Raw genomic sequence first — 22,012 nt, 5'->3', positions numbered from 1 at the left:
AGCTAAGAATCCGCAGGCGCCTCGGAGCCAGAGCCCGCCGGAGGGGACTTTACGCTCTTGGCCGCCTTAGCGCCCTTAGTAGCCTTTGCCGGCTGTACCTTAGCGCTCGCCTTCGCTGCAGCTTTCGCCTCAGCCTTCGCTTCTACCTTTGCGATGGTTGACGGGCGCAGACCGTTCTCACGCGCATAATCGAGCAGCTTCTCACGCAGAATACGGCGGCCACGATGCAGGCGAGACATTACCGTGCCCAGGGGGATATCCAGAATCTCCGCAATATCCTTGTACGCGAACCCCTCCACATCGGAGTAGTACACCACCATGCGGAAATCCTCAGACAGCTCGTTCAGAGCCTCACGAACCTCCGTATTCGGCAGGGCACTCAGCGCCTCCGCCTCGGCAGAACGCAGACCCACCGCATCATGCTCACCGGCCTGAGCCAGCTGCCAATCCTCCACCGTCTCACCCTGAGACTGCTGCGGCTCACGCTGACGCTTACGGTACAAATTGATGTACGTATTCGTCAGGATGCGGTACAGCCACGCCTTCAGGTTCGTACCCTCGGTGAACTGGTGGTACGAAGCAAAAGCCTTCATGTAGGTTTCCTGCACCAGGTCTTCAGCATCGGCAGAGTTGCGGCTCATCCGCAGGGCGGCAGCGTAGAGCTGATCCACGTACTGCATAGCGTCCGCGGTAAAGCGTTCGCGTAGCTCGCGGGTATCTGCCGCGGTGTTGGTTTCAGCCATGTTTCTCCTCTACAGGAACGCGCCAGGCGTTCACTTCCATAACGTAGAATTCTTCTCTTTATTCCGCAGAATGTGCACAAACATCTGCGGGTAAAGCAAAACCCCGGGTCCGAATAATATCCGAAACGCCGGGGTTTTAAAGTGTATGCAAGATACCTTATGCGTTGGGGCGCTTACCGTGGTTTGCGCCGCCCTTACGACGGTCCTTGCGCTTACGACCGCGCTTGCTCATCAGAGCCTCCTTATAGTGTTCATGGATGCACGCCCCACCTTCGCGGTGCGTGCCCCCTATTACCTGCCCTAGCAGAGGCGGTCACCGAAAACCGGTGGCCCACGCTATAAGGGCAACGCCGTCTATTTTTTCATAGAAACGGCATGATTGCATCTTGGAACCGGGATATGAGCTAAAAAACACGAACTTTCTTCGCATCAGCTCACAACCCCAGCGGGGAGAGCGGGCTCTTAGCCGTGCTCAGGAATGTTCAGCCAGTTGTACCAGCCTCGGTGCAGAACCAGCCACGCCATCAGACCGTAACCGGACTGACCCGGGCGGCCGTCATTAGCGGCAAGGTCGTTGCGCCACTGCTCGTGGTGAAGCAGCGGGTTGAACGTATCCACGTACACGTGGTTACGGCGGGTCACCACATCTGCGTACGCCGCCGACAGGTCAGCGATACGGCGGTTACGCTCAGCGTCCAGGGTCGGCGGCGGACCAACAACCAGAACCTTAATGTTGTTCTGCGACGCCATGTCCACAATGTTCGCCAGGTTCAAACGCGAACGAGCGCTGGTCAGACCCAAATCAATGTCAAAGGTCGACGGAGCAATAATGAGGCGGTTATCAGCACCGGGAACGAAGCGGCGGCGCGCCTCCTCGAACCAGCGTGCATTCAGCTGCTCGCTACCTTCATTGGGGGCGGCAAGATTATATGCCGCAATGGATGCGGTGGTCTGCGGGGTGCGCGCCATAACACGGCCAAACCAGCCGAGAGTACGGGGATCGCCAACACCGGCGAGCAGGTCATCGCCGACTGCCACAATTCGAATATTGCGTTGCTCCACGGAATTCTTTCTTCTGCAGTATGCGCCCGCCGTGAGAGGCGGCAAGGCACGTGAGTAATAGTCTTTATATCTAGGATAAGCGCTTACCGGCCTCTTTTCGAACTTAATACCCTATCCGGTAAGTATCCGAGACTAAAAAACCCGTCTGCCCACCAGAAACATCTGACGGGAAGACGGGTTTTGAAGAGCTAAATCATGAGCCGATCAGCTGTAGAAGATCTTAGCCTTCGAAGACCTGCTTGAGCAGAGCCTCAGCCTCAGCTGCGTGCAGCTTACCGGTACCGGCAGCCGGGGAAGCAGCTGCGGAGCGGGAAGCCAGGCGCATACGGCGGTCGATCAGCGGCTGCAGGTTGAGAGCCATGAACGGCCACTGACCCTGGTTAGCAGGCTCGTCCTGAGCCCACACAACGTCGGTAGCGTTCGAGTACAGAGCCAGCTGCTCCTTGATCTCCTGCTCGGGCAGCGGGTACAGCTGCTCCACCGAGACAATAGCGGTCTTGGTGTCGCCGCGGCGCTCGCGCTCAGCTTCCAGATCGTAGTAGAGACGACCGGATACGAAGACCACACGCTCAACCTGAGCCGGGTTAATACCCGAACGGTCACCAATCACCGGCTGGAACGAACCCTCGGTGAAGTCCTCGATGGAGGACGCAGCAGCCTTCAGACGCAGCAGCTGCTTGGGGCTGATCACCACGAGCGGCTTGTACGGACGGTGCTGAGAGTGGCGACGCAGCAGGTGGAAGTGCGAAGCCGGAGTCGAGGGGCAAGCAACAGTCATGTTGTTCTCAGCGCACAGCTGCAGGTAACGCTCAACACGAGCCGAGGAGTGGTCAGGACCCTGACCCTCGTAGCCGTGAGGAAGCAGCATAACCAGCGAGGAACGCTGGCCCCACTTCTGCTCGGAGGAAGACACGAACTCATCAATGATGGTCTGAGCGCCGTTTGCGAAGTCACCGAACTGAGCCTCCCACACCACGAGCGAGTCGGGGCGCTCCACCGAGTAGCCGTACTCGAAGCCGAGAACGCCGTACTCAGAGAGGAAGGAGTTGTAGATACGGAACTTGCCCTGGTCCTCAGAGAGGTGCTCCAGCGGCGACCACTCTTCATCAGTGATGTGGTCGTGCAGAACAGCGTGACGCTGAACGAAGGTACCGCGCTGAACATCCTGACCGCTCATACGAACGTCGGTGCCCTCCATCAGCAGCGAACCGAAGGCGAGCAGTTCACCCATACCCCAGTTCACGTTGCCGGTGCGGCCCATCTCAACGCGCTGCTCCATGAGCTTCTTCAGCTTCTTGTGGACGGTGAAGCCCTCGGGAGCCTTACCGAACGCGTCAGCGATGTGCTGCAGAGTCTCACGGGAGATTGCAGTCTTACCGCCGTGAACGACCTCGGTGTTCTGCTGAGCAGCAGGCAGTTCCAGACCGGAAACGTGCGCGCCAGCAGGAGCCGGTGCCGAAGACTGAGTCTCGACGAAGATAGCGTCCAGCTTCGAGTGGTAGGAGTCCAGAACTTCGTCTGCCTCTTCCTGAGAGACATCGCCGCGACCGACCAGGTCCTGTGCGTACAGGGTGCGGGTCGAGGGCAGGACGTCAATATCCTGGTACATCTTCGGCTGGGTCATCGACGGATCATCAGCCTCGTTGTGACCGCGACGGCGGTAGCAAATCAGGTCAATGACAACGTCGCGACCGAAGCGCTCACGGTACTCGAATGCCAGGCGTGCGGCGCGAACCACTGCATCCGGGTCATCAGCGTTGACGTGGAAGACCGGAGCCTTGGTCATACGCGCAATGTCGGAGGCGTGGGTTGCGGTGCGGCCGTCGTTCGGCAGGGTGGTGAAGCCAATCTGGTTGTTCACCACAACGTGCACGGTGCCGCCGGTGGTGTACGCCTTCAGGTCAGCCATCTGCAGGGTCTCCATGACGATACCCTGGCCAGCGAACGCTGCGTCACCGTGAATCAGGATCGGCAGGACCGGGTGGCCCTCAACGCCCTGCTCGCGGTAGACGTCCTGCTTAGCGCGGACGATACCCTCGAGCACGGTGTTTGCAGCCTCAAGGTGCGAGGGGTTAGCAGCCACGTACACCTGGGTCTGCTTACCGGAATCGGAGGTGAAGACGCCCTCGGTGCCGAGGTGGTACTTCACGTCACCGGAGCCACCCTCGTAAGGTGCTGCGGTGCCGGAGAACTCACGGAAAATCTGAGCGTAGGACTTACCAGCAATGTTGGTCAGCACGTTCAGGCGACCGCGGTGTGCCATACCAATGGCAACGCCCTTCAGGTCCTTGTTAGCGGCCTTGTCCAGAACAGCGTCCAGCAGCGGAATCAGGGACTCGCCGCCCTCCAGGGAGAAGCGCTTCTGACCCAGGTACTTGGTCTGCAGGAAGTTCTCGAATGCCTCAGCCTCAACCAGCTTGGAGAGAACACGCAGCTGCTCCTCGCGGGTCGGCTTAGCAACGCCGCGCTCCAGGCGCTCCTGGAACCATGCGCGAACCTCGGGGTCCTCAGAGTACATGTACTCAACGGACAGAGAGCCGGAGTATGCCTCGTGCAGACGCTCCAGGATGGTGCGCAGCGGCAGACGCTCGGAACCGCCGAAGCCACCGGTCGGGTAGACGCGGTCCAAATCCCACAGGGTCAGGCCGTAGTTCTCCAGCTTCAGGTCCGGGTGCGAACGCATCTTGTAACCAACGGGGTTGGTTGCTGCGGTCAGGTGGCCGTGCACGCGGTACGCGTGAATCAGCTGCTGGATACGTGCAACCTTGGAAATCTCGTGAGCGTCATCGACGTGGTTGTCGCGTGCCCAACGAACCGGCTCGAAAGGAACCTTCAGGTCGCGGAAGATTGCGTCGTAGAAGTCGTCGCCGCCGAGCAGGTAGTGCTCAACCAGCTTCAGGAACTCACCGGAACCTGCACCCTGAATGACGCGGTGGTCGTAGGTGCTGGTCAGGGTGATGATCTTGGACAGACCCTGCTGAGTGATGAGCTTCTCGGACAGGCCGCGGAACTCAGCCGGGTACTCCAGCGCACCCACACCGATGATGGCTGCCTGGCCCTTGGAGAGGCGGGGCACCGAGTGGACGGTACCAATACCACCGGGGTTGGTCAGCGAAACAGTGGTGCCGCGGAAGTCCTCAATGGTCAGCGCGCCGTTACGGCCACGCTTAACGATGTCGTTGTATGCATCCCAGAACTCGCGGAAGCTCAGCTGCTCAGCACCCTTGAGGTTCGGAACGACCAGGTTACGGGAACCATCGGGGCGGGGCAGGTCAATAGCCAGACCAAAGTTCACGTGTGCGTTGTGGATTGCAACGGGCTTGCCCTTCTCGTCCACACCGTAGGTTACGTTCATCGAAGGCATCGCTGCCACTGCGCGAATCACAGCGTAACCAATGATGTGGGTGAAGGAGACCTTGCCGCCGCGGGTGCTTGCCAGGTACTTGTTGATGGCAGCACGGTTCTCAATGAGCAGCTTTGCGGGGACCGCACGAACGGTGGTTGCGGTGGGGACAGTCAGCGACTCTTCCATGGTCGTGACAACTGCCTTAGCAGGGCCGCGGAGGGGGACAATCTTGTCTTCAACAGGTTCCACAGGTTCAGCCTTCTTGGTAGCAGCGGGAGGGGTGGGGTTAGCAGGCGCAGCCGCAGGCTTCGGTGCCGCGGGGGCGGGAGTTGCTACAGGTGCGGCAGGTGCAGCCGGTGCGGCGGGTGCCGCAGCAGGAGCTGCACTAGCGGTACCGGCGCCTCCCAGCGCCTTGTCGATGGTCTCAAAAATGGGCCACCATGAAGGGTCCACGAGGTTCTTGTCCTTCTGGTAACGCTCGTACTGTTCTTCAACGAACCATTCGTTACCGGCAAATTCCTCAGGCACCAGATGTTCTGGCAGATTGGGCACGTTAAACGCCTCTTCCAATTAGTGTGAATTTATCCGTCGCGTCCGGGACTCACCCCGGCATAGACGACCCGCGTCTTCGAGGGGCGAATCATCACGCTGAGCATGTGCGCATCGCCTAAGATGGTGGCCGTATGTGCGGGGTGTGCACCGTACAAACCTGCCTAGCGTGCCGTGAACGTCGGGGTTCATCCGCTTGCATGGCGGCACACTCATGCTCCTATGTATAAGTGTAAAGAGAAGCACGGTGAACTTTCCAGCTCATCGCGCTATATCCGCAATGCAATTTTTCACTCTTAGGGATTAGCAATGAGCCGCGTGCGCAACAAGTGCTGTCTTGCGCTTGTGAGCAGGCACTCTACAGCACCGGGAAGAGACGAAACCTTCGCTAAAATATGGGGTATGGATGACCCTTTGAGTAAGACTCTGACTACTAGCCAGCGCAGAATACTGCCCGCGTACTCTGCGCAACACGGCACTGTAACACCCAAAAACACCACCTCCGATGCTCAGCATCTGGACAGCCTGGTTGCGGGGCTACCCCGCCACGCCCAAGGCACCGCACACCAGTCGATGGAGGCGGTGGCTGAGTGGATCTGATTCTCCTACTCATCGGCCTGCTCCTCATCCTGGGTACCGGCTTCTTCGTCGCCGTAGAGTTCTCCCTCGTAGCACTCGAAACCGCGACCGTACAGCAGGCAAAGGACTCCGGCGATAAAGCCGCCGACGCCGTCCTGCGCTGCCTCAAGACGCTCTCTACTCAGCTCTCCAGCTGCCAGATCGGCATCACCATCACCACGCTGCTGACCGGTTACACCCTCGACGCCGCCATCAAGGCGCTCACCACCGGCGCCATCAGCAGCTTGGGTCTGCCCACCAGCGTGACCGACGTATTCACCCTGGTGTTGGCGATGCTCATCGCAACCCTGCTCTCCATGGTCGTCGGCGAACTGCTGCCCAAGGGCCTCGCCATCGCCGAACCCTACGATGTGGCGCGTCGAGTCGCCCCCGCGCAGCTCGCCTTCACCCGCGTCATGTCCCCGCTCGTGCGCATCATGAACGGCTCCGCCAACTGGATTCTCGGACGCTTCGGCATGGAAGCCAAGGAAGAACTCTCCGCGGCACGCACCCCCGAAGAGCTCTCCTCCATGGTGCGTCGTTCCGCAGAAGAAGGCACCCTCGACTCCGACGCGGCACGCTTCGTGGACCGCACCCTGCGCTTCTCCGAGCTGACCGCCTCCGAAGTCATGACCCCGCGCGGCCAGGTCGCCATGCTCGAAGACACCGCCCCCGTTGCCGAAGTCATCAAGCTGGCACGCTCCACCGGCCACTCCCGATTCCCCCTCTACAAGGGTGACCACGACAACATCGTGGGTGTCGTACACGTGAAGAAGGCGGTCGGCGTGCCCCCGGAGGTGCGCGAAACCCTCGAAGCCGGTGCCCTCGCAGAAGACGTGCTGCAGGTCCCCGAAACCCTGCACCTGGACGCGCTACTCACCCAGCTACGCCAGGGTGCCCTGCAGCTCGCCGTGGTCCTCGACGAATACGGCGGCACCGCGGGCATTGCAACCCTCGAAGACCTCGTCGAAGAAATCGTCGGCGAAGTCTCCGACGAACACGACCGCGGCCGCACCGAACGCCCCCTACGCTACGGCAACGGCGACTGGGTGTTCTCCGGCCTGCGCCGCCCCGATGAAATCAACACCCTCATCCCCGGACTCGAGGTTGAGGAAAGCCCCGAATACGAAACCGTCGGCGGCTTCATGATGGAACGCCTCGGCCGCATCCCCGAAGTGGGCGACAGCGTCCCCGTACCCGGCGGCACCCTGCGCGTCGACACCCTCGAAGGCCGCCGCGTGGACCGCATCCGATTCACCCCCGCACCTAGCGCACAGGAACAGACCGAGAAGGGAGGCAACGCATGAACGACTGGGTAGCCATCGCACTGCTCGTCATCCTGCTCGCCGGAAACGCCTTCTTCGTCGCCGGTGAATTCGCCATCATGTCCACCCGACGAGCACAAATCGAACCGCTCGCCGAAGAAGGCAATAAGCGAGCGCAGACCGTCATCTACGCGCTAGAGAACGTCTCGCTCATGCTCGCCACCTGCCAGCTGGGCATCACCATCTGCTCGCTGCTGATCCTGAACGTTTCAGAACCGGCGCTGCACCACATGCTGGAGGTGCCCCTGCACCTGGTCGGCCTGCCCCACGCGATCGTGGACGTAATCGCTTTCGGTATCACCCTGATCCTGGTCACCTACTTGCACGTGATCTTCGGCGAGATGGTTCCCAAGAACGCCGCCGTGACCCTCGCCGCCCGCGGTGTGGCTCTCTGGATTGTGCCGACCCTGGTGACCTTCTCCAAGATTTTCGCCCCCGTGGTCGCCCTGCTGAACAACCTGTCCAACAAGCTGCTGGCGCTCATGAAGGTCGACGCGAAGGACGAGGTCGCCTCCACCTTCACCCTGGGCGAGCTGCAGACCATCGTGGCAACCTCAACCGCAGAAGGCACCGTGGAAGACGATGCCGGCGTGATTGAAAGCGCCCTCGAATTCACCGAGAAGGACGTCTACGAAATCATGGTGCCCGGCGATAAGCTCGTCACCCTGCCCTTCGGTAGCACCCCCGCCGAACTGGAACGCGCCGTGGCACGCAGCGGCTACTCCCGCTTCGTCATTACCGATAACGACGGAACCTACATGGGCTACCTGCACGTGAAGGACGCCCTCGCTATCGCCCCCGAGCGGCTCGAGGAGCCCTTCCCCTGGTACAAGCTGCGTTCCCTGGACACGCTCACCCCGACCACCGATATTGACGATGCGCTCGCCTCCATGCAGCGCAGCCGAACCCATATCGCACAGGTTATGGATGAACAGGGCGTAACCCTCGGCGTGGTCTTCCTCGAAGACGTGCTGGAGGAGCTCGTCGGCGAAATCAACGACACCACCCAGGACGTGGTGCGTGAGCGTGTACGCCGACAGCAGGCACGCGAAGCCCAGTAATAAGCCCAGTAGCCGCATCGTGAGATACCCCGAATAAAACAGGGAAATCTTGAACACACAGCCCGCCCCGTACTCTCGTGAAGGAGAGCGCGGGGCGGGCTGTTTTGCGGTCAAAAACGGCTTATGGATGCACCCAAGGGGCACTCTCAGACGGCGGGATGAAGCGGCAGTATAAAGTAGCGGTGGGGGAGTGCAGTAGGCTGAGCTAACTATCCCTATTGCATAAGCTACTGACAGGGAAAAGGGTTGCCTAACAGCACCCAAATGACAACAATAAAGAGTTGTTTATACGGGTGTGCGCATGATGTAGTTAAGGAACCTACAGACTAGAACGAACCGAAAGAGAGCCCTCATGTCGCACCCGAAGATCACCCGCAAGCACTTCCTCACCGCAATGGGCTCACTCGCCGCGTCCTCCCTGCTGCTGGCAGGCTGCGCAACCGAGAACAGCACCTCCTCCGGTTCGTCCTCCTCGGCTGGCTCCAACAACGGCAAGGTGAAGGTCGTCGCCTCCACCGACGTCTACGCAGACATCGCCAAGCAGGTTGGCGGCGACTACATTGAGGTCACCGCACTCATTGCCTCCACCAGCACGGACCCCCACTCCTACGAAGCCACCAGCGCCGACCGCCTCAAGGCAAAGGACGCATCCCTGATCGTCATCAACGGCGCAGGCTACGACCTGTTCCTCGAAGACCTCGCCGGCAAGGACAACACCTCCCAGAAGATCGTGAACGCGGTCAAGGTCAGCGGCAAGCTCACCGACGCCGAATACACCCACCTGGTCGAGGACCACCGCGGCGGCGAACACCACGAAGACGGCGGCGACCACGCCCACGCACACGAGTTCAACGAGCACCTCTGGTACGACTTCGAAACCATGAAGAAGGTCGCCCAGAAGATCGCTGAAGAGCTCGCAGGCCTCGACTCTGCACACGCTGAGGCGTTCCGCACCAACGCATCCACCTTCTCCAAGGAACTGGACGCACTGGACACCACCGCCAAGGCAATCGCCGGTGAAGGTAAGAAGTACCTGTCCACCGAGCCCGTGCCGGACTACCTGATTTCCTCCACCGGCGCAGAGAACGCAACCCCCAGCGAATTCGCTGAGGCGGCAGAAGCCGGCAACGACGTCCCCGCCCTCGTCCTGAAGGAAACCAAGGACATGGTCACCGAGAAGAAGGTCCAGCTGCTCGCCTACAACGAGCAGACCTCCACCTCCCAGACCAACGAGGTGCTGCAGGCAGCTAAGGACGCCTCAGTGAACTACATATCCTTCACCGAAACCCTGCCGGAAAACACCAACTACCTGGCATGGATGAAGACCAACGTCAGCAACCTCGAAAAGGCGCTCTCCTAAGTGACTGACAACAATAACGGTGCCGCCCCCGCGATTTCCATTCGCGGGGGTAGCCTCGCTTTCGGGGCCCGCACCCTCTGGAAAGATTTAACCCTCGACATCGGCGCAGGCGAATACTTCGCCGTGCTCGGACCCAACGGCTCCGGCAAATCCACCTTCCTCAAAGTCGTTCTCGGCCTGACCGGACTCAACGCCGGCGAAATCTCTGTGCTCGGCAAACCCGCACGCCTGGGCAACGCCGGCGTCGGCTACGTACCGCAGCAGAAGTCCATCCCCACCTCCACCCCGATGCGCGCCCGCGACCTCGTGGGACTTGGCGTGGACGGGCACCGCTGGGGCATCCGCCTGCACAGCCGCAAATACCGCGCCAAGGTTGACGAGCTCCTCGAAGCCGTCGGTGCGACCGAGTACGCGAACGTGCCGGTGGGTCTGCTCTCCGGTGGTGAGCAGCAGCGTCTGCGTATCGCTCAGGCGCTCGCGAACGACCCGAAGATTCTGCTGGCTGACGAGGCGCTACTCTCCCTGGACCTCAACCACCAATACGCGGTGGCTGAGCTGATTCACCGGTTCAACCGTGAACGCGGCGTGGCGGTGGTGTTCGTGACCCACGAAATCAACCCCATCATTGAGCATGTGGATCGCGTTCTCTACCTGGCGAACGGCCGTTTCACGGTCGGCTCGGTGGAAGAGGTCATGACCAGCGAGACTCTCACCTCCCTATACGGAACCCCGGTGAGCGTGCTCAAATCTAATGGCCGTTACGTGGTGGTGGGTGAGACTCACGCCAGCGACCACTGCCATATTGAGGGCACCGACCAGAACATTCACGGTTCCCACCTGAAGTCTGGTCTCTCCGAACCGCAGCGCACTCTACACCTTCCGGGAGGAACCACACGATGACCATTCTTGCTTCCCTCCCCGTTCTGGCTCCGGTTGCCGCCGCGCAGAATGATTTGCTCTCCCGTATCTTCGTTTTTGACCGCTACGGCGAGCTGCTGCAGATGCTGCAGAACTCCATTTTTGCTGGCGCTGTTCTGGGCCTTATCGGTGGTTTCGTCGGTATTTTTGTGATGATGCGCGACCATGCCTTTGCGGTGCACGGCGTCTCTGAAATGTCTTTCGCGGGTGCCGCCCTTGCCCTGTTGCTCGGCTATGACGTGGTGACCGGCTCCATGGTCGGTTCGATTGCCTCGGCTCTGCTGATTGCCTTTCTGGGCTCTAAGGCGAGCAATTCGAACTCGGTCATTGGTGCGCTCATGCCGTTCGGCTTGGGCTTGGGTATTCTCTTCCTCTCCCTGTACCAGGGCCGTAGCGCGAATAAGTTTGGTCTGCTGACCGGTCAGATTGTGTCCGTGGATGCCGACCAGCTGCACACCATGATTATTGGTGCGGTGGTTATTATCTCCCTGCTGGTGATGGTGTGGCGTCCGCTGAGCTTTGCTTCTCTGGACCCGGAGGTCGCGCGCGCTAAGGGCGTGCCGATGCGCTTCCTGTCCCTGGTGTTCATGGTGATTCTGGGTATTGCTGTGGCGCTGTCGGTGCAGGTGGTTGGTTCACTGCTGGTGCTGGCGCTGCTGATTACTCCGGCGGCTGCGGCGATGCAGGTAACGGCATCTCCGATACGCACCCTGATCCTGTCGGTGCTGTTTGCGGAGGCGTCCATTGTGGGCGGTATTCTGCTGGCTCTTGCCGGTTCGCTGCCGATTAGCCCCTACGTGACCAGCATTTCCTTCCTGATTTACGTGGTGTGCCGTGTGATTGGTGGCGTGAAGCGCCGCCATAGCGCGTCGGGCCGCCAACTGGCTGAGAAGGCATAAGACCTATAGAAAGAGCCCCACCTCGGGAATGAGGTGGGGCTCTTTCGTTGTCGTGCTGTGTTAGCGCTACGGGTCATGTACCCGGTGCGCAATGCGGGCTCAACCTGTGTGGCGTTGTGGTGCCTTGTCCAGATTGCTCTGTCCAGATGCCCTGTGTGTCGTGCTGTAGCGGCGTCGAAGATTTTTGAAGGCGCCGTATCCTTCGTTGAGAAGGTTTTCCCCGGTGGGGGGAGAGCTCCTCAGATTGAGGGGCTTAGAGGTTGCGGCTTAGCCTGCAACGTTAGCGTGCAGCGCCGCCCTGCGATTCTTCCTCGCGACGTGCCAAAGTGCAGTCCGGGCAGTAACCGGTCACTTCAACCACGTGCTCCAGCTCCGAGAAGCCGTGCTGCTTACCCATCGCCAGTGCCCAGTCCTCAAGGGCGGGTGCTTCCAGCTCAATGGCGGTGCCGCATCGGCGGCAGAGCAGGTGGTGGTGGTGATCTTTCACCCGGCAGTGGCGGTACAGGGTCTCACCCTCAACGCCCTTGACCGAGTCGAGCTCACCGGCGTTAGCCAGCGACTGCAGCACGCGGTAGGTGGTTGCGAGAGAGACCTGTTCCTTGCGGTTCGCGAGGGTCAGGTGCAGATCCTGTGCTGAGATGAAATCGCCGAGCTCTTCCATGGTCGCCTTGATGATGCGACGCTGGCGGGTATTTCGGGCTTCGGCGGGCTTCGTAATTCTCCGTACGGGAATATGAGTGTCCATTGCTGAACCTTTCGGGGCGGAAATCCGTCCCATTGTGTGGTCGATCTTGTCTTACGACTTTACACTAGAGGCGTTCAAAAGGTGGTTGATTTGCGCTTTATCTCAAAAATTGAAGTCATCAACAGGCACGAATGAGGGTTAACGGTAGACTAAAACTATGAAAATGACGAAGTACACCCACTCATGTATCCGCCTTGAGAATGAGGGGCGCACCCTCGTTCTTGACCCCGGCAACTTTGCTGCAGAAGGCGAACACGCCACCGCGCTGGAAGGCGCCGATTACCTGTTCGTGACCCACGCGCATCCGGACCATTTTGACGGCCCGTCGGTGCTGCCGCTGATTGCTCAGCGTGCCGAGTCGCAGACCCCGTTGAAGATTTGGGCTCCCGAGGCTGTTGCCCAGGTCATTAAGGAGGCTGTGCCCGCTGCCGAGGTTACCGTTGTTTCCTCTGATTCTGAGTTCAGCATCCCCGGTTTTGAGGTGAAGACCTACGGCGGTCAGCACGCCCTGATTCACCCGCTGATTCAGACCATCGCCAATGTCGGTTACCTGATTAACGGTGCCTTGTACCACCCGGGTGACTCGCTGGTGGTTCCTCACCGCGTGCGTGCGAATACCGTTCTGGTGCCGATTCACGCGCCCTGGTCGAAGGTTCAGGAAGTCATTGATTTTGTGATTGCGACCGGCGCTCAGCGTGTGGTTCCGATTCACAATGGCATGATTAACCAGAACGGCACCGGCATTATTGAGGGTCTGGTGACGAACTTCGGCGCGAAGTACGGCACTGAGCTGAAGCACCTGAACCCCGGTGAGAGCATTGAGGTTGAGGCGTAAGCCTGACCACTGAGCTTCAAACGCGCCGATGACGGCGCATGAAGGAGAGCATTGTGAGCACGATTTTTACTAAGATTATTGAGGGCGAGATTCCCGGCCGCTTCGTCTGGAAGGACGAGCATTGCGTCGCCTTCCTGGACATCATGCCCCTGTCGGAAGGTCACCTGTTGCTTGTGCCCCGCGCGGAGATTGACCGTTGGCCCGACCTGCCGGCTGAGCTGGCTGCGCACCTGTTCGCTGTGGCGCACAAGATTTCTGGTGCCCTGGATCAGGCGTTTGATAAGGACCGTGTGGCTCTGATGATTGCGGGCTTCGACGTTCCGCACACCCACATCCACCTGTTCCCGGCTGACGGCATGGCTGACTACGATCCCGCCAACGCGAAGAAGGATGCTACCGCCGAAGAGCTGGATGCGACCGCTGAGAAGGTGCGTGCCGCCCTGCGCGAGCGCGGCCACGGCGAGTTCGTGCCGGAGGCGTAAAGCGCCCTTTCCAGCGCGTATAAACACGACAGCGCGTATAAACACGAAGGAGCCGCCCTCTACAGAACTGTAGAGGGCGGCTCCTTCGTTAATATATCCCGTTGCTATATCCCGGTGGGAAAGAAGCTTAGTGCTTTTCAGCCTTGGAGATCTGGTCAGCTAGGTCCTCAGGGGAGAGGTTAGCGGAGGAGAACTCGGGGGTTAGCGGCAGGTGCAGCTGCAGGCCGGTACCGGGGCAAATCTCGACCTTTGCGGAGCGCAGCTTGAAGTCGACCACGTGGCCGCCCTGAACGCGCTCATCATCGATAAAGTGAGCGTGGCAGCCGGGGACCGAGATGCCCTGCTCGTAGATCGGGGTGCGGAAGCCAACAATCGTGCCGGTTACGTTATCGAACTGGACAATGTCCTCGTTCTCGGTGGCCGCAACCATCTTCGGGTAGGGCTTCTCCTGCTTGATGACGGTGCGGGTGCGGACCCATTCGAACTCGCCGTAAATTTTGATGGCGTACATGTAGTTCTTGGAGACGGTGAAGTCATCCAGAATCTGTGAGGCAGACTTACGTAGCAGGTTCTGCGGTAGTTCGCGCTTAATCATGGGCACGAAGTTGGTGACCACGGCGTAGGGGGTCTGCTGACGCAGGTCGGGCAGAGATACGGAGCCGTCGTGGCGTACCTGGTAGCAGACGCCGTCGAGGACGACCATTTCGCCGTCGAGGCCGTTGAAGGTACCCACACCGAAGTTGCCGTGGCTCAGGAGCTCACCGATGGTCATCTCGCCATCGTAGATGCCGTCCAGCAGCTGGGACATGAGGCCGGTCTGAAAAACTTCGTTACGGAAAACAGTTTCACCGTTTAGGATGGTCGGCTGATATGCCATGAGATTTCTCCTCGTTACAGTGGATGCGGCGTCAGACGGGTCGGTCGGTCATCGGCGATACTCGCCCCAGCAGATGCTGAAAGTATGAAGGGCGGTGGGGAGAACACGGCGTTGTGGAGTCGTTTCTCGCGGAATTCGTAGGTGCCGCCGGCCGGGCGCACGCACTTTCATTGTACGCCTGTGCAGGAAGAACCCCGGGACTAGCGGGTACGACATCTTATGATGTGACCCTTGAACGGATCACCCTGGCGTGAATTACCCAAGTGCGGCTGACTTAGCGCGGCTGATATACCGCAAGCAACGCGAGGGCATAAAAATAGACTGGCGTTCCCTCCGGTTGCACGACAAAAAGGGAGGGAACGCCAGCACCAACAGCTTAGCCCTTAGAGCCGCTCTAAGCGCAACTAAGACGCACGAGGCTCATCGAGGCAGAAAAAATATTAGACACGAACCGTCACCAAAATAGTCCGGTGACCCTGCGCCCCGCAGAAACCCAGCAGAAAACACAACAACGGCCTATACGCTCCCAAGGAACGTATAGGCCGTTGCCTGTTATCTAGAACTTACCCCAGAACCCATCCCGCAACTTACCTCAGTGCGGGTGCGGGGCAAAGCTCAGAAGGAAAGATGAGACGCCAGCGAATTAGACGCCGTAGTACAGCTGGTACTCAAGCGGGTGCGGAACCAGCGAGAGCGGCTCCAGCTCGTTCTTACGCTTGTAGTCAATCCACGCCTGAATCAGGTCCTCGGTGAAGACGCCGCCCTCGAGCAGGAAGTCGTGGTCAGCCTCCAGAGCCGCCAGAGCCTCCTCCAGGTTAGCCGGAGCCTTCTTGATGTCCTTAGCCTCTTCAGCGGGCAGCTCGTACAGATCCTTGTCGATCGGTGCCGGCGGCTCAATGCGGTTACGGATACCGTCCAGACCAGCCATCAGCTGAGCAGCAAACGCGAAATAGGGGTTAGCGGAGGGGTCCGGTGCACGGAACTCCAGACGCTTAGCCTTCGGGTTGGTGCCGGTAATCGGGATGCGGATACCGGCGGAACGGTTACCCTGCGAGTACACCATGTTGATGGGAGCCTCGTAGCCGGGAACCAGACGCTTGTAAGAGTTCACGGTCGGGTTGGTGAACGCCAGAACAGCGGAGGAGTGCTCAATCAGACCGCCAATGTACCAACGTGCGGTGTCAGAGAGGTTAGCGTAGCCGCGCTCATCGTAGAAGAGGGGCTCGCCGTCCTGCCACAGCGACTGGTGGCAGTGCATACCGGAGCCGTTGTCACCGAACACGGGCTTAGGCATGAAGGTTACGGACTTGCCCCATGCGTCTGCGGTGCCCTTGATGACGTACTTAAACTTCAGCAGGTCGTCAGCAGCCTTGGTGAGGGTGTCGAACTTGTAGTTGATTTCTGCCTGGCCGGCTGCGCCCACCTCGTGGTGGCTACGCTCAACCTCAAGGCCAACCTTGTCCATTGCTACGCACATTGCGTCACGCAGGTCAGCCTGCTTGTCGACGGGGGAGACGGGGAAGTAGCCGCCCTTGATGGGGGTCTTGTTGCCCAGGTTGCCGCCCTCTTCCTTGCGGCCGGTGTTCCAGGGAGCCTCATCGGAGTCGATCTTGAAGAATACGGAGTTCGGCTCGACCTGGTAGCGGACATCCTCGAAGACGAAGAATTCAGCCTCGGATGCGAAGAACGCGGTGTCTGCAATGCCGGTGGACTGCAGGTACGCCTCGGCACGCTCAGCGACGCCGCGGGGGTCACGGTGGTAGGGCTCGCCGGTGCGGGGGTTCACGATGGAGCAGATGATGACCAGGGTCTTCTCAATGCGGAAGGGGTCAACGTACGCAGACTGAACGTCGGGAATCAGCTGCATGTCGGACTCTGCAATGCCCTGGAAGCCGCGAATGGAGGAGCCATCAAAAAGCTGGCCGTTGACGAAGAAATCGTCATCAATCGCCTTAGCGGGCAGGTTGAAGTGCTGCTGCACGCCGGGCATGTCGGTGAATCGGATATCAACGAAGACTACTTCTTCGTTCTTGATAAAGTCGAGAACTTCCTGGGGGCTGGTAAACATGAGGACTGCTCCTTGTTCGACTGACGGTGCAGGAGGGTATCTTCCCTCATCACATTCAGTCTTTGGTTTAGTTTTTGGCCGCGGGCAAAACCCTGTGACATATCAAGCATAGTGGTTATTTTTTGCGCGTGCGTGACTATCGTGTTTCGGTAATGTTACAAATCCTGGAAAGGAGTTACATCTACGTTGCCTCACGAAACACAGTGCAGATGCTAACGCCCTCAGCAGAGCCAGTAGCAAAGCCAATATCAATGCCAGCAGCAGCGCAATAACTGGGCGTAACAAAAGGCCCCGACCCTTCCCACACGGGAAGAGCCGGAGCCTTCAAAACCTTATATCGGCGTCTCGCTTAGCGGCCGCGCATCGCACGACGGTCGGGGCGAGCACGCATCGGGTCAACACCCTTCGGCAGACCATTCATCGGGTTACGCATCGTGTTCAAGGTGCTCAGACGACCCGAAACAACCTGCATCTCCTGCTGAGTCAGAGCCTTCGGCAGCTTATTCATGGTCTTCACAACGTCCTTGAGCTCAACCTGACCCTCATCGTGACCGGTCTCAATCACGTGAACCGGCACACCGGGAGCCACACGAGCCAGGTGCTTCTTCTCAGTGTTCACCAGCGAGTTCACGCGGCTGTGAGGGCCCTCGGTCACCAGCACAATACCGGGACGGCCCAGCGCACGGAACACCAGATCCTGGTTGCGGTTCGCAGCAACAGGCTGCTCCTCAACAATCCAACCGCGGCGCACCGAGTTCATCGCCGCACCACTACGACCGGGCTGGTTCTCAATCTGAGCAAAAGCCGCAGTCTGCGCGCGGCGACCCAGCAGAAGCATCGCCACAATAGCGGCAACGCCCAGACCCAGAATCAGGAAAGTAATCCAGTTACCCAGGGCAATACCGATGAGGAGGAAAACCAAAAGGGTACCCAGAGCCGACAGACTCAGAATCCAACCGATATTCGGGTCGGACTTCTTGGTCATCTGGTAGACCTGCTTCATCTGGGCGAAAGTGCCCGGAGTGCGTTCCTTCTTCTTTTTCTTCTCTTCGCGCTTATCTGCCACGATTCTTCCTCGGCTGGTTCTTCCGCGGCCCCGAGAAGCGCCTCAAACGCTCACGGAACCATAGTGACGTAACGATGCAGTGTATGCCTGCAATTTTTCTAGTTTACCCTACCCGCACAAGGGGCGGGGCATAAGGGGAGGCTCCCCGAACACCGGACGAACACCGGGTTCGAGGAGCCTCAACGCTCTCAGAAAGATTCTGAAAAGGCTTAGTAGCCCGCAGCCACCAGGGAGGAGGCTTCCTGCAGGGCTGCACCCTCACCCTCAATGTGGGCAAGGTTCTCAGGGATCGGGTAGCCGTTCTTACGCATTGCACGAGCCCACAGGCGACCTGCACGGTACGAAGAACGAACCATCGGGCCCGCCATAACGCCAGCGAAACCAATCTCCTCAGCCATGTTCGCGAAATCCACGAACTGCTGCGGCTTCACCCAACGCTCAATCGGGTGGAAGAGCGGGCCGGGGCGCAGGTACTGGGTGAGGGTAATGATGTCACAACCAGCATCGTGCAAATCGCACAGCGCCTCGTAAATCTCGTCGTCCGTCTCGCCCATACCCAGAATCAGGTTGGACTTGGTGACCATGCCGCCTTCCTTAGCCTGGGTAATAACATCCAGGGAACGCTCGTAACGGAACGCCGGGCGAATCTGACGGAAGATACGGGGGACGGTCTCCAGGTTGTGCGCGAACACCTCAGGCTTAGCGTCAATCACCTTCTGAACATGCTCGGGAACACCCTTGAAGTCGGGGACGAGCATCTCAACGCCGGTGTTCGGGCACATCTTGTGAATCTGACGGGTGGTCTCTGCGTACAGCCACGCACCGCCGTCTTCCAGATCGTCACGAGCAACACCGGTCACGGTTGCGTAACGCAGACCCATGACCTTCACGTTCTTAGCAACCTTGAACGGCTCAGCGTAGTCAACAGCGACGGGCTTGCCGGTCGCAATATTGCAGAAGTCGCAACGACGGGTGCACTCGGAGCCACCAATCAGGTAGGTTGCCTCACGGTCTTCCCAGCACTCGTAGATATTGGGGCAGCCAGCTTCTTCACACACGGTGTGCAGGCCCTGACCGCGAGCCAGCTCACGCATCTCGTTGTATTCGGGGCCGACAATAGCCTTGGTCTTAATCCAGTGAGGCTTCTTCTCAATGGGAACCTCAGCGTTGCGGGCCTCCACACGCAGTAGCTTGCGTCCTTCAGGTGCGGTGCTCAAAAGTCTTCTCCTTGGTCTAGATGTGCCCTCTGTGCAGGTGGGCCATCTTCTATTTTACGCCCGCTCAGGCGTAGGTGAAACTGGTTTTCGTATATGACGAACAAAGCCGGACGCGTTACGTGTACGGCCTGCTCGATGCTTCTTGACTGCGTCTAACCCTGCGTTTAGTCCTGCGCCGCAATGGGCTCGAAAGACTCCGCCAGGCGGTCCTGGTACTTCAGAAGCTCCGCCTCCAGCGGCTCCAAAATATCGGCGGGGGTGACGGTGCGGCCCAGCTGCTCCGAAATAGTGGTAACACCCGCATCGCTAATACCGCAGGGAATGAACTGCTGGAAAGGCGCGGTGTCGTTGCAGCAGTTAATCGCAAAGCCGTGCATGGTGGTGTTACGGGAAACGCGCATGCCCAGTGCCGCGATCTTCTTGTCCTGGGTGATTCCGTCGCCCAGAATCCACACGCCGCTACGGCCCTCAACGCGCTCACCCTTAATGCCCAGGCCGGCCAGGACGTTAATGATGATTTCCTCAACGATGCGAACATACGCCACCACGTCGATGGGCTCGGGCAGACGCAGAATCGGGTAAGCAGTCAGCTGGCCGGGGCCGTGCCAGGTCAGCTTGCCGCCGCGGTCAATCTTGACGACGGGGGTGGACTTGTCTGCGGGGTACTCGTGGTCTTCGGTGCGTTTACCGGCGGTAATCACTGCCTCGTGCTCAAGTAGAAGAATCGTATTCTGGCGGGTGCGGTTAGCCACCTCATCGTGGATGCGGTACTGCTTGTCCAGGCACTCAACATAGTTCACATAGTTCGGGGCGAAGCCCACGCGTTCAATCGTCACAGACATACTTTCTACCTTAGTACTGCTGGTGGAGGGAAGAAAATTAGGGCGCCCTGAATCACGTGATGAGCGAACATGTAGGAATGTTACGGGCGGATGTGGTGGCATGCCGGGGTGAATATTCCGAGTGTTGATTTTAGGGTTGTATGGTTTATTTATGGTGTTTTATCAAGTCTAAACATATTATTTGGTGTTATTTGATAACATAATGGTATGAGAAGCAAAGAAGCACACGTTCTGGAAAGCATCGCCAACCCGGCTCTGCCCACCCTGCAGATTGTCGAGTACCGGGGTGGAACCACCGAGAGCGCACCCACCGCACGTTCCCTACCCTCCGTGCACCCCGGACGCTACACCCTGCGCACCATTTCTCAGCCCACCCCGCTAGACCCCTCCGCCCCGGCAGCTCCCTCCACCCAGCTGGCTCCTGTCGCGCCCACTCTGCGCGCGGCAGCCAACGGGTACGGATTCGAGGAAAACACGGATGCATCCGCTCAGAGGCACGCCCAGACCCCGCAGGTAGCCGCGGCCCTACGTAATGCGCCCGGACTCGCCAGGCTCCACGCCGTTACTGGTGAGAGCGCCGATAGCGCCGATCAGCTGTGCCTCTGGTACGAGCCTCTCGACGCGGGCACCCTCGACAAGCTTCTGCGCGCTCGCACCCTGGCACCCGCCGAGCTCATGACCCTGGCACGAACCCTGCACCGGGCGCTCGACAGCCTCAAAAAGGTAGGGGAGGGGCGCGCCGAACTAAGCGCCGAATACATTGCGCTGAGCGCCGCCGGAGTGCCCAAACTCCTGCTACCTGACGCTGTCTACCGTGAAGCGGCCCCTCAAGACGGAGAACAGCTCACCGCCGCTCAGGGCAACTACGCACGCTCCGCAGCAGCCCTGCTCTGGCAAGCTGCCTGCGGGCACGCGCCGGAACCCTCAGCCGCCCGCGTACCTCTCTCACTGCGCATGGATTCACAGCGCATGGGAGCCGCCGACACCGCAACCGATGGGGCACCCAGTAGCGAGTGGATTGAGCGCCTCGGCAGAGCCCTCGAATACCTGCTGAACGCACCCGCCCAGGAGGCGGCGCTCGCAGGGCTCAGCTCCGTGGTCGCCCTGGCGGAGGAGGTGCCGCCTCGCCCGCTCAATGTCTACCTGAGCTGTTCAGAACGAGCCCGCGCCCTCATTCCCGCAGCTGTGGAGCCCGCGCCGGTACAGAAGCTCTCAAAGATGCAGAAGGCGCAACGCTACCTGGCGGAACGTTTGCCTCGCATGAAGAAACCGGGCGTGAAGAAGCCGGCAGCTGCCGCAGGCTCTATGCCGTTGAGCCCTGTGGCGAGCTCCGCATTGAGCCCTGCAAAGAGTGCACCCGCTCCGAAGAATGCAGATGCCGGAAAGAACGCAGAAGCGACAGGCTCATCCCGCCTTGCGGCGCTACGCGGTGCTTTCGCCCGCCCCTCCGCGCGCCTGGGGCTCGCCGCGCTCGCGCTGGGGGTTATTGCGCTGCCTCTCGGGTTCACCCTCTACGGGCAGAACGCCCCGGCAACGGCACAGCCCGTATCCGCTCAATCTGTGAACGTAGCGGGGGAGCAGGCGCCCGGCGGCACGGAAGAACAGAATCAGACTGTGCAGGGCGATCAGATCCTACGCGCACTCATCGACCAGCGAAACCAAGAACGCCGTGCCCGAGGCGGCGCAGAGCTCACTGTCGACACCGCCGAAGAACTCAGCCGCGACAGCGAGAACATCCGCGTGATGGCGGTAGTCTCCGCACCCGGCTACCGCGCCGATAAAACCGAGCAGGAAGCCCGTAAACTCAGCGAAGAAAACGGCGTCACCCGCCAGAAAGTCATCTTCGACCTGCACCGCGGTGAGAAAGGCTGGGAGATAGCCCGCGCTGAACCCGTACCGGCTAGCTGACGCCGCGTAGCTGACACCGTAGAAACGCGGACACAACAAAAGGCGGCGGCCCCACCCACCGAAGTGGATGGAACCGCCGCCTTTTTGCTCG

At 59.8% G+C, this 22,012-nt stretch carries 19 protein-coding genes; 9 read left to right on the top strand and 10 right to left on the bottom strand.

What is annotated here, in order from left to right; all coding sequences use genetic code 11:
- Nucleotides 1-2 precede the first annotated feature (2 nt).
- The 4 genes from O3675_RS02570 to O3675_RS02555 all read right to left on the bottom strand — a co-directional run bounded on the left by O3675_RS02570 (nt 3) and on the right by O3675_RS02555 (nt 5,703).
- Nucleotides 3-743: a sigma-70 family RNA polymerase sigma factor gene (locus O3675_RS02570; protein WP_371570768.1), complete on the bottom strand. Its 741-nt coding sequence runs from the start codon at nt 741-743 to the stop codon at nt 3-5.
- 157 nt (nt 744-900) lie between these two features.
- Complete coding sequence (locus tag O3675_RS02565) at nt 901-975, bottom strand: 50S ribosomal protein bL37 (RefSeq protein ID WP_095343185.1); 75 nt, start codon at nt 973-975, stop codon at nt 901-903.
- Nucleotides 976-1,205: 230 nt separating this feature from the next.
- Complete coding sequence (locus O3675_RS02560; RefSeq protein WP_005505446.1) at nt 1,206-1,805, bottom strand: GDSL-type esterase/lipase family protein; 600 nt, start codon at nt 1,803-1,805, stop codon at nt 1,206-1,208.
- A 220-nt stretch (nt 1,806-2,025) separates the two neighbouring features.
- Nucleotides 2,026-5,703, bottom strand: a complete 3,678-nt coding sequence (locus O3675_RS02555; protein WP_371570766.1) for a multifunctional oxoglutarate decarboxylase/oxoglutarate dehydrogenase thiamine pyrophosphate-binding subunit/dihydrolipoyllysine-residue succinyltransferase subunit — start codon at nt 5,701-5,703, stop codon at nt 2,026-2,028.
- 411 nt (nt 5,704-6,114) lie between these two features.
- Here O3675_RS02555 and O3675_RS02550 point away from each other — a divergent pair, with 411 nt between their 5' ends.
- The 6 genes from O3675_RS02550 (at nt 6,115) to O3675_RS02525 (ending at nt 11,881) form a co-directional block, all read left to right on the top strand.
- Nucleotides 6,115-6,300, top strand: coding sequence for a hypothetical protein (locus O3675_RS02550; protein ID WP_152691241.1), 186 nt, complete (start codon nt 6,115-6,117; stop codon nt 6,298-6,300).
- A complete protein-coding gene (locus O3675_RS02545) occupies nt 6,291-7,625 on the top strand; it encodes a hemolysin family protein (protein WP_315354534.1) in 1,335 nt (444 codons plus the stop codon). Before O3675_RS02550 ends, O3675_RS02545 begins: the two co-directional genes overlap by 10 nt.
- Complete coding sequence (locus O3675_RS02540; RefSeq protein WP_371570763.1) at nt 7,622-8,704, top strand: hemolysin family protein; 1,083 nt, start codon at nt 7,622-7,624, stop codon at nt 8,702-8,704. The genes O3675_RS02545 and O3675_RS02540 overlap by 4 nt, the downstream gene beginning before the upstream one ends.
- 352 nt (nt 8,705-9,056) lie before the next feature.
- Complete coding sequence (locus tag O3675_RS02535) at nt 9,057-10,064, top strand: metal ABC transporter solute-binding protein, Zn/Mn family (protein ID WP_371570760.1); 1,008 nt, start codon at nt 9,057-9,059, stop codon at nt 10,062-10,064.
- Nucleotides 10,065-10,964, top strand: a complete 900-nt coding sequence (locus O3675_RS02530) for a metal ABC transporter ATP-binding protein (RefSeq protein ID WP_371570759.1) — start codon at nt 10,065-10,067, stop codon at nt 10,962-10,964.
- Nucleotides 10,961-11,881 (top strand): metal ABC transporter permease, encoded by a 921-nt coding sequence (locus tag O3675_RS02525; protein WP_371570756.1) that lies wholly within the window; start codon nt 10,961-10,963, stop codon nt 11,879-11,881. The genes O3675_RS02530 and O3675_RS02525 overlap by 4 nt, the downstream gene beginning before the upstream one ends.
- A 280-nt stretch (nt 11,882-12,161) precedes the next feature.
- Here O3675_RS02525 and O3675_RS02520 read toward each other — a convergent pair whose 3' ends face one another.
- The gene (locus tag O3675_RS02520) at nt 12,162-12,626 is read right to left on the bottom strand and encodes a Fur family transcriptional regulator (RefSeq protein ID WP_005505454.1); all 465 of its coding nucleotides are present in this window, start codon (nt 12,624-12,626) and stop codon (nt 12,162-12,164) included.
- Nucleotides 12,627-12,783: 157 nt separating this feature from the next.
- Here O3675_RS02520 and O3675_RS02515 point away from each other — a divergent pair, with 157 nt between their 5' ends.
- Both O3675_RS02515 and O3675_RS02510 read left to right on the top strand, forming a co-directional pair.
- On the top strand, nt 12,784-13,461 hold the full coding sequence (locus O3675_RS02515) for an MBL fold metallo-hydrolase (protein ID WP_005505455.1): 678 nt from the start codon (nt 12,784-12,786) through the stop codon (nt 13,459-13,461).
- Nucleotides 13,462-13,514: 53 nt separating this feature from the next.
- Entirely contained in the window at nt 13,515-13,943 is a 429-nt protein-coding gene (locus O3675_RS02510; protein ID WP_371570753.1) for an HIT family protein, read from the top strand.
- Nucleotides 13,944-14,070: 127 nt separating this feature from the next.
- On the opposite strand, the gene budA is transcribed toward O3675_RS02510, so the two are convergent.
- From budA to lipB, 5 genes are all read right to left on the bottom strand, one after another.
- A complete protein-coding gene (budA, locus tag O3675_RS02505) occupies nt 14,071-14,820 on the bottom strand; it encodes an acetolactate decarboxylase (protein ID WP_049352570.1) in 750 nt (249 codons plus the stop codon).
- 643 nt (nt 14,821-15,463) lie between these two features.
- Nucleotides 15,464-16,888 carry a type I glutamate--ammonia ligase gene (gene glnA / locus O3675_RS02500; protein ID WP_371570751.1) on the bottom strand — a complete coding sequence of 475 codons (1,425 nt, stop codon included), beginning with the start codon at nt 16,886-16,888 and terminating at the stop codon, nt 15,464-15,466.
- A gap of 349 nt (nt 16,889-17,237) precedes the next feature.
- The gene (locus O3675_RS02495) at nt 17,238-17,954 is read right to left on the bottom strand and encodes a DUF4191 domain-containing protein (RefSeq protein ID WP_005505470.1); all 717 of its coding nucleotides are present in this window, start codon (nt 17,952-17,954) and stop codon (nt 17,238-17,240) included.
- 209 nt (nt 17,955-18,163) lie between these two features.
- Nucleotides 18,164-19,171 (bottom strand): lipoyl synthase, encoded by a 1,008-nt coding sequence (gene lipA / locus O3675_RS02490; RefSeq protein ID WP_005505472.1) that lies wholly within the window; start codon nt 19,169-19,171, stop codon nt 18,164-18,166.
- Nucleotides 19,172-19,335: 164 nt separating this feature from the next.
- On the bottom strand, nt 19,336-20,115 hold the full coding sequence (lipB, locus tag O3675_RS02485) for a lipoyl(octanoyl) transferase LipB (protein WP_371570748.1): 780 nt from the start codon (nt 20,113-20,115) through the stop codon (nt 19,336-19,338).
- A gap of 105 nt (nt 20,116-20,220) precedes the next feature.
- On the opposite strand from lipB, the gene O3675_RS02480 reads away from it, so the two are divergent.
- Nucleotides 20,221-21,921, top strand: coding sequence for a peptidase (locus O3675_RS02480; protein ID WP_371570746.1), 1,701 nt, complete (start codon nt 20,221-20,223; stop codon nt 21,919-21,921).
- The last annotated feature ends 91 nt before the right edge of the window (nt 21,922-22,012 follow it).

Origin of the sequence: Rothia sp. 27098_8_27 (assembly GCF_041432805.1) — a bacterium.
In the GTDB taxonomy this organism is placed as follows: Bacteria; Actinomycetota; Actinomycetes; order Actinomycetales; family Micrococcaceae; genus Rothia; species Rothia mucilaginosa.
Note: the sequence above shows the minus strand (reverse complement) of the source record. Positions and strands in the feature narration are given on the sequence as shown.

Coding starts and splice junctions, on each gene's coding strand:
- O3675_RS02480 (WP_371570746.1), top strand. CDS start 20,221: ATGAGAAGCAAAGAAGCACACGTTCTGGAAAGCATCGCCAACCCGGCT.
- O3675_RS02540 (WP_371570763.1), top strand. CDS start 7,622: ATGAACGACTGGGTAGCCATCGCACTGCTCGTCATCCTGCTCGCCGGA.
- O3675_RS02520 (WP_005505454.1), bottom strand. CDS start 12,626: ATGGACACTCATATTCCCGTACGGAGAATTACGAAGCCCGCCGAAGCC.
- O3675_RS02570 (WP_371570768.1), bottom strand. CDS start 743: ATGGCTGAAACCAACACCGCGGCAGATACCCGCGAGCTACGCGAACGC.
- O3675_RS02535 (WP_371570760.1), top strand. CDS start 9,057: ATGTCGCACCCGAAGATCACCCGCAAGCACTTCCTCACCGCAATGGGC.
- glnA (WP_371570751.1), bottom strand. CDS start 16,888: ATGTTTACCAGCCCCCAGGAAGTTCTCGACTTTATCAAGAACGAAGAA.
- O3675_RS02525 (WP_371570756.1), top strand. CDS start 10,961: ATGACCATTCTTGCTTCCCTCCCCGTTCTGGCTCCGGTTGCCGCCGCG.
- budA (WP_049352570.1), bottom strand. CDS start 14,820: ATGGCATATCAGCCGACCATCCTAAACGGTGAAACTGTTTTCCGTAAC.
- O3675_RS02515 (WP_005505455.1), top strand. CDS start 12,784: ATGAAAATGACGAAGTACACCCACTCATGTATCCGCCTTGAGAATGAG.
- lipB (WP_371570748.1), bottom strand. CDS start 20,115: ATGCCACCACATCCGCCCGTAACATTCCTACATGTTCGCTCATCACGT.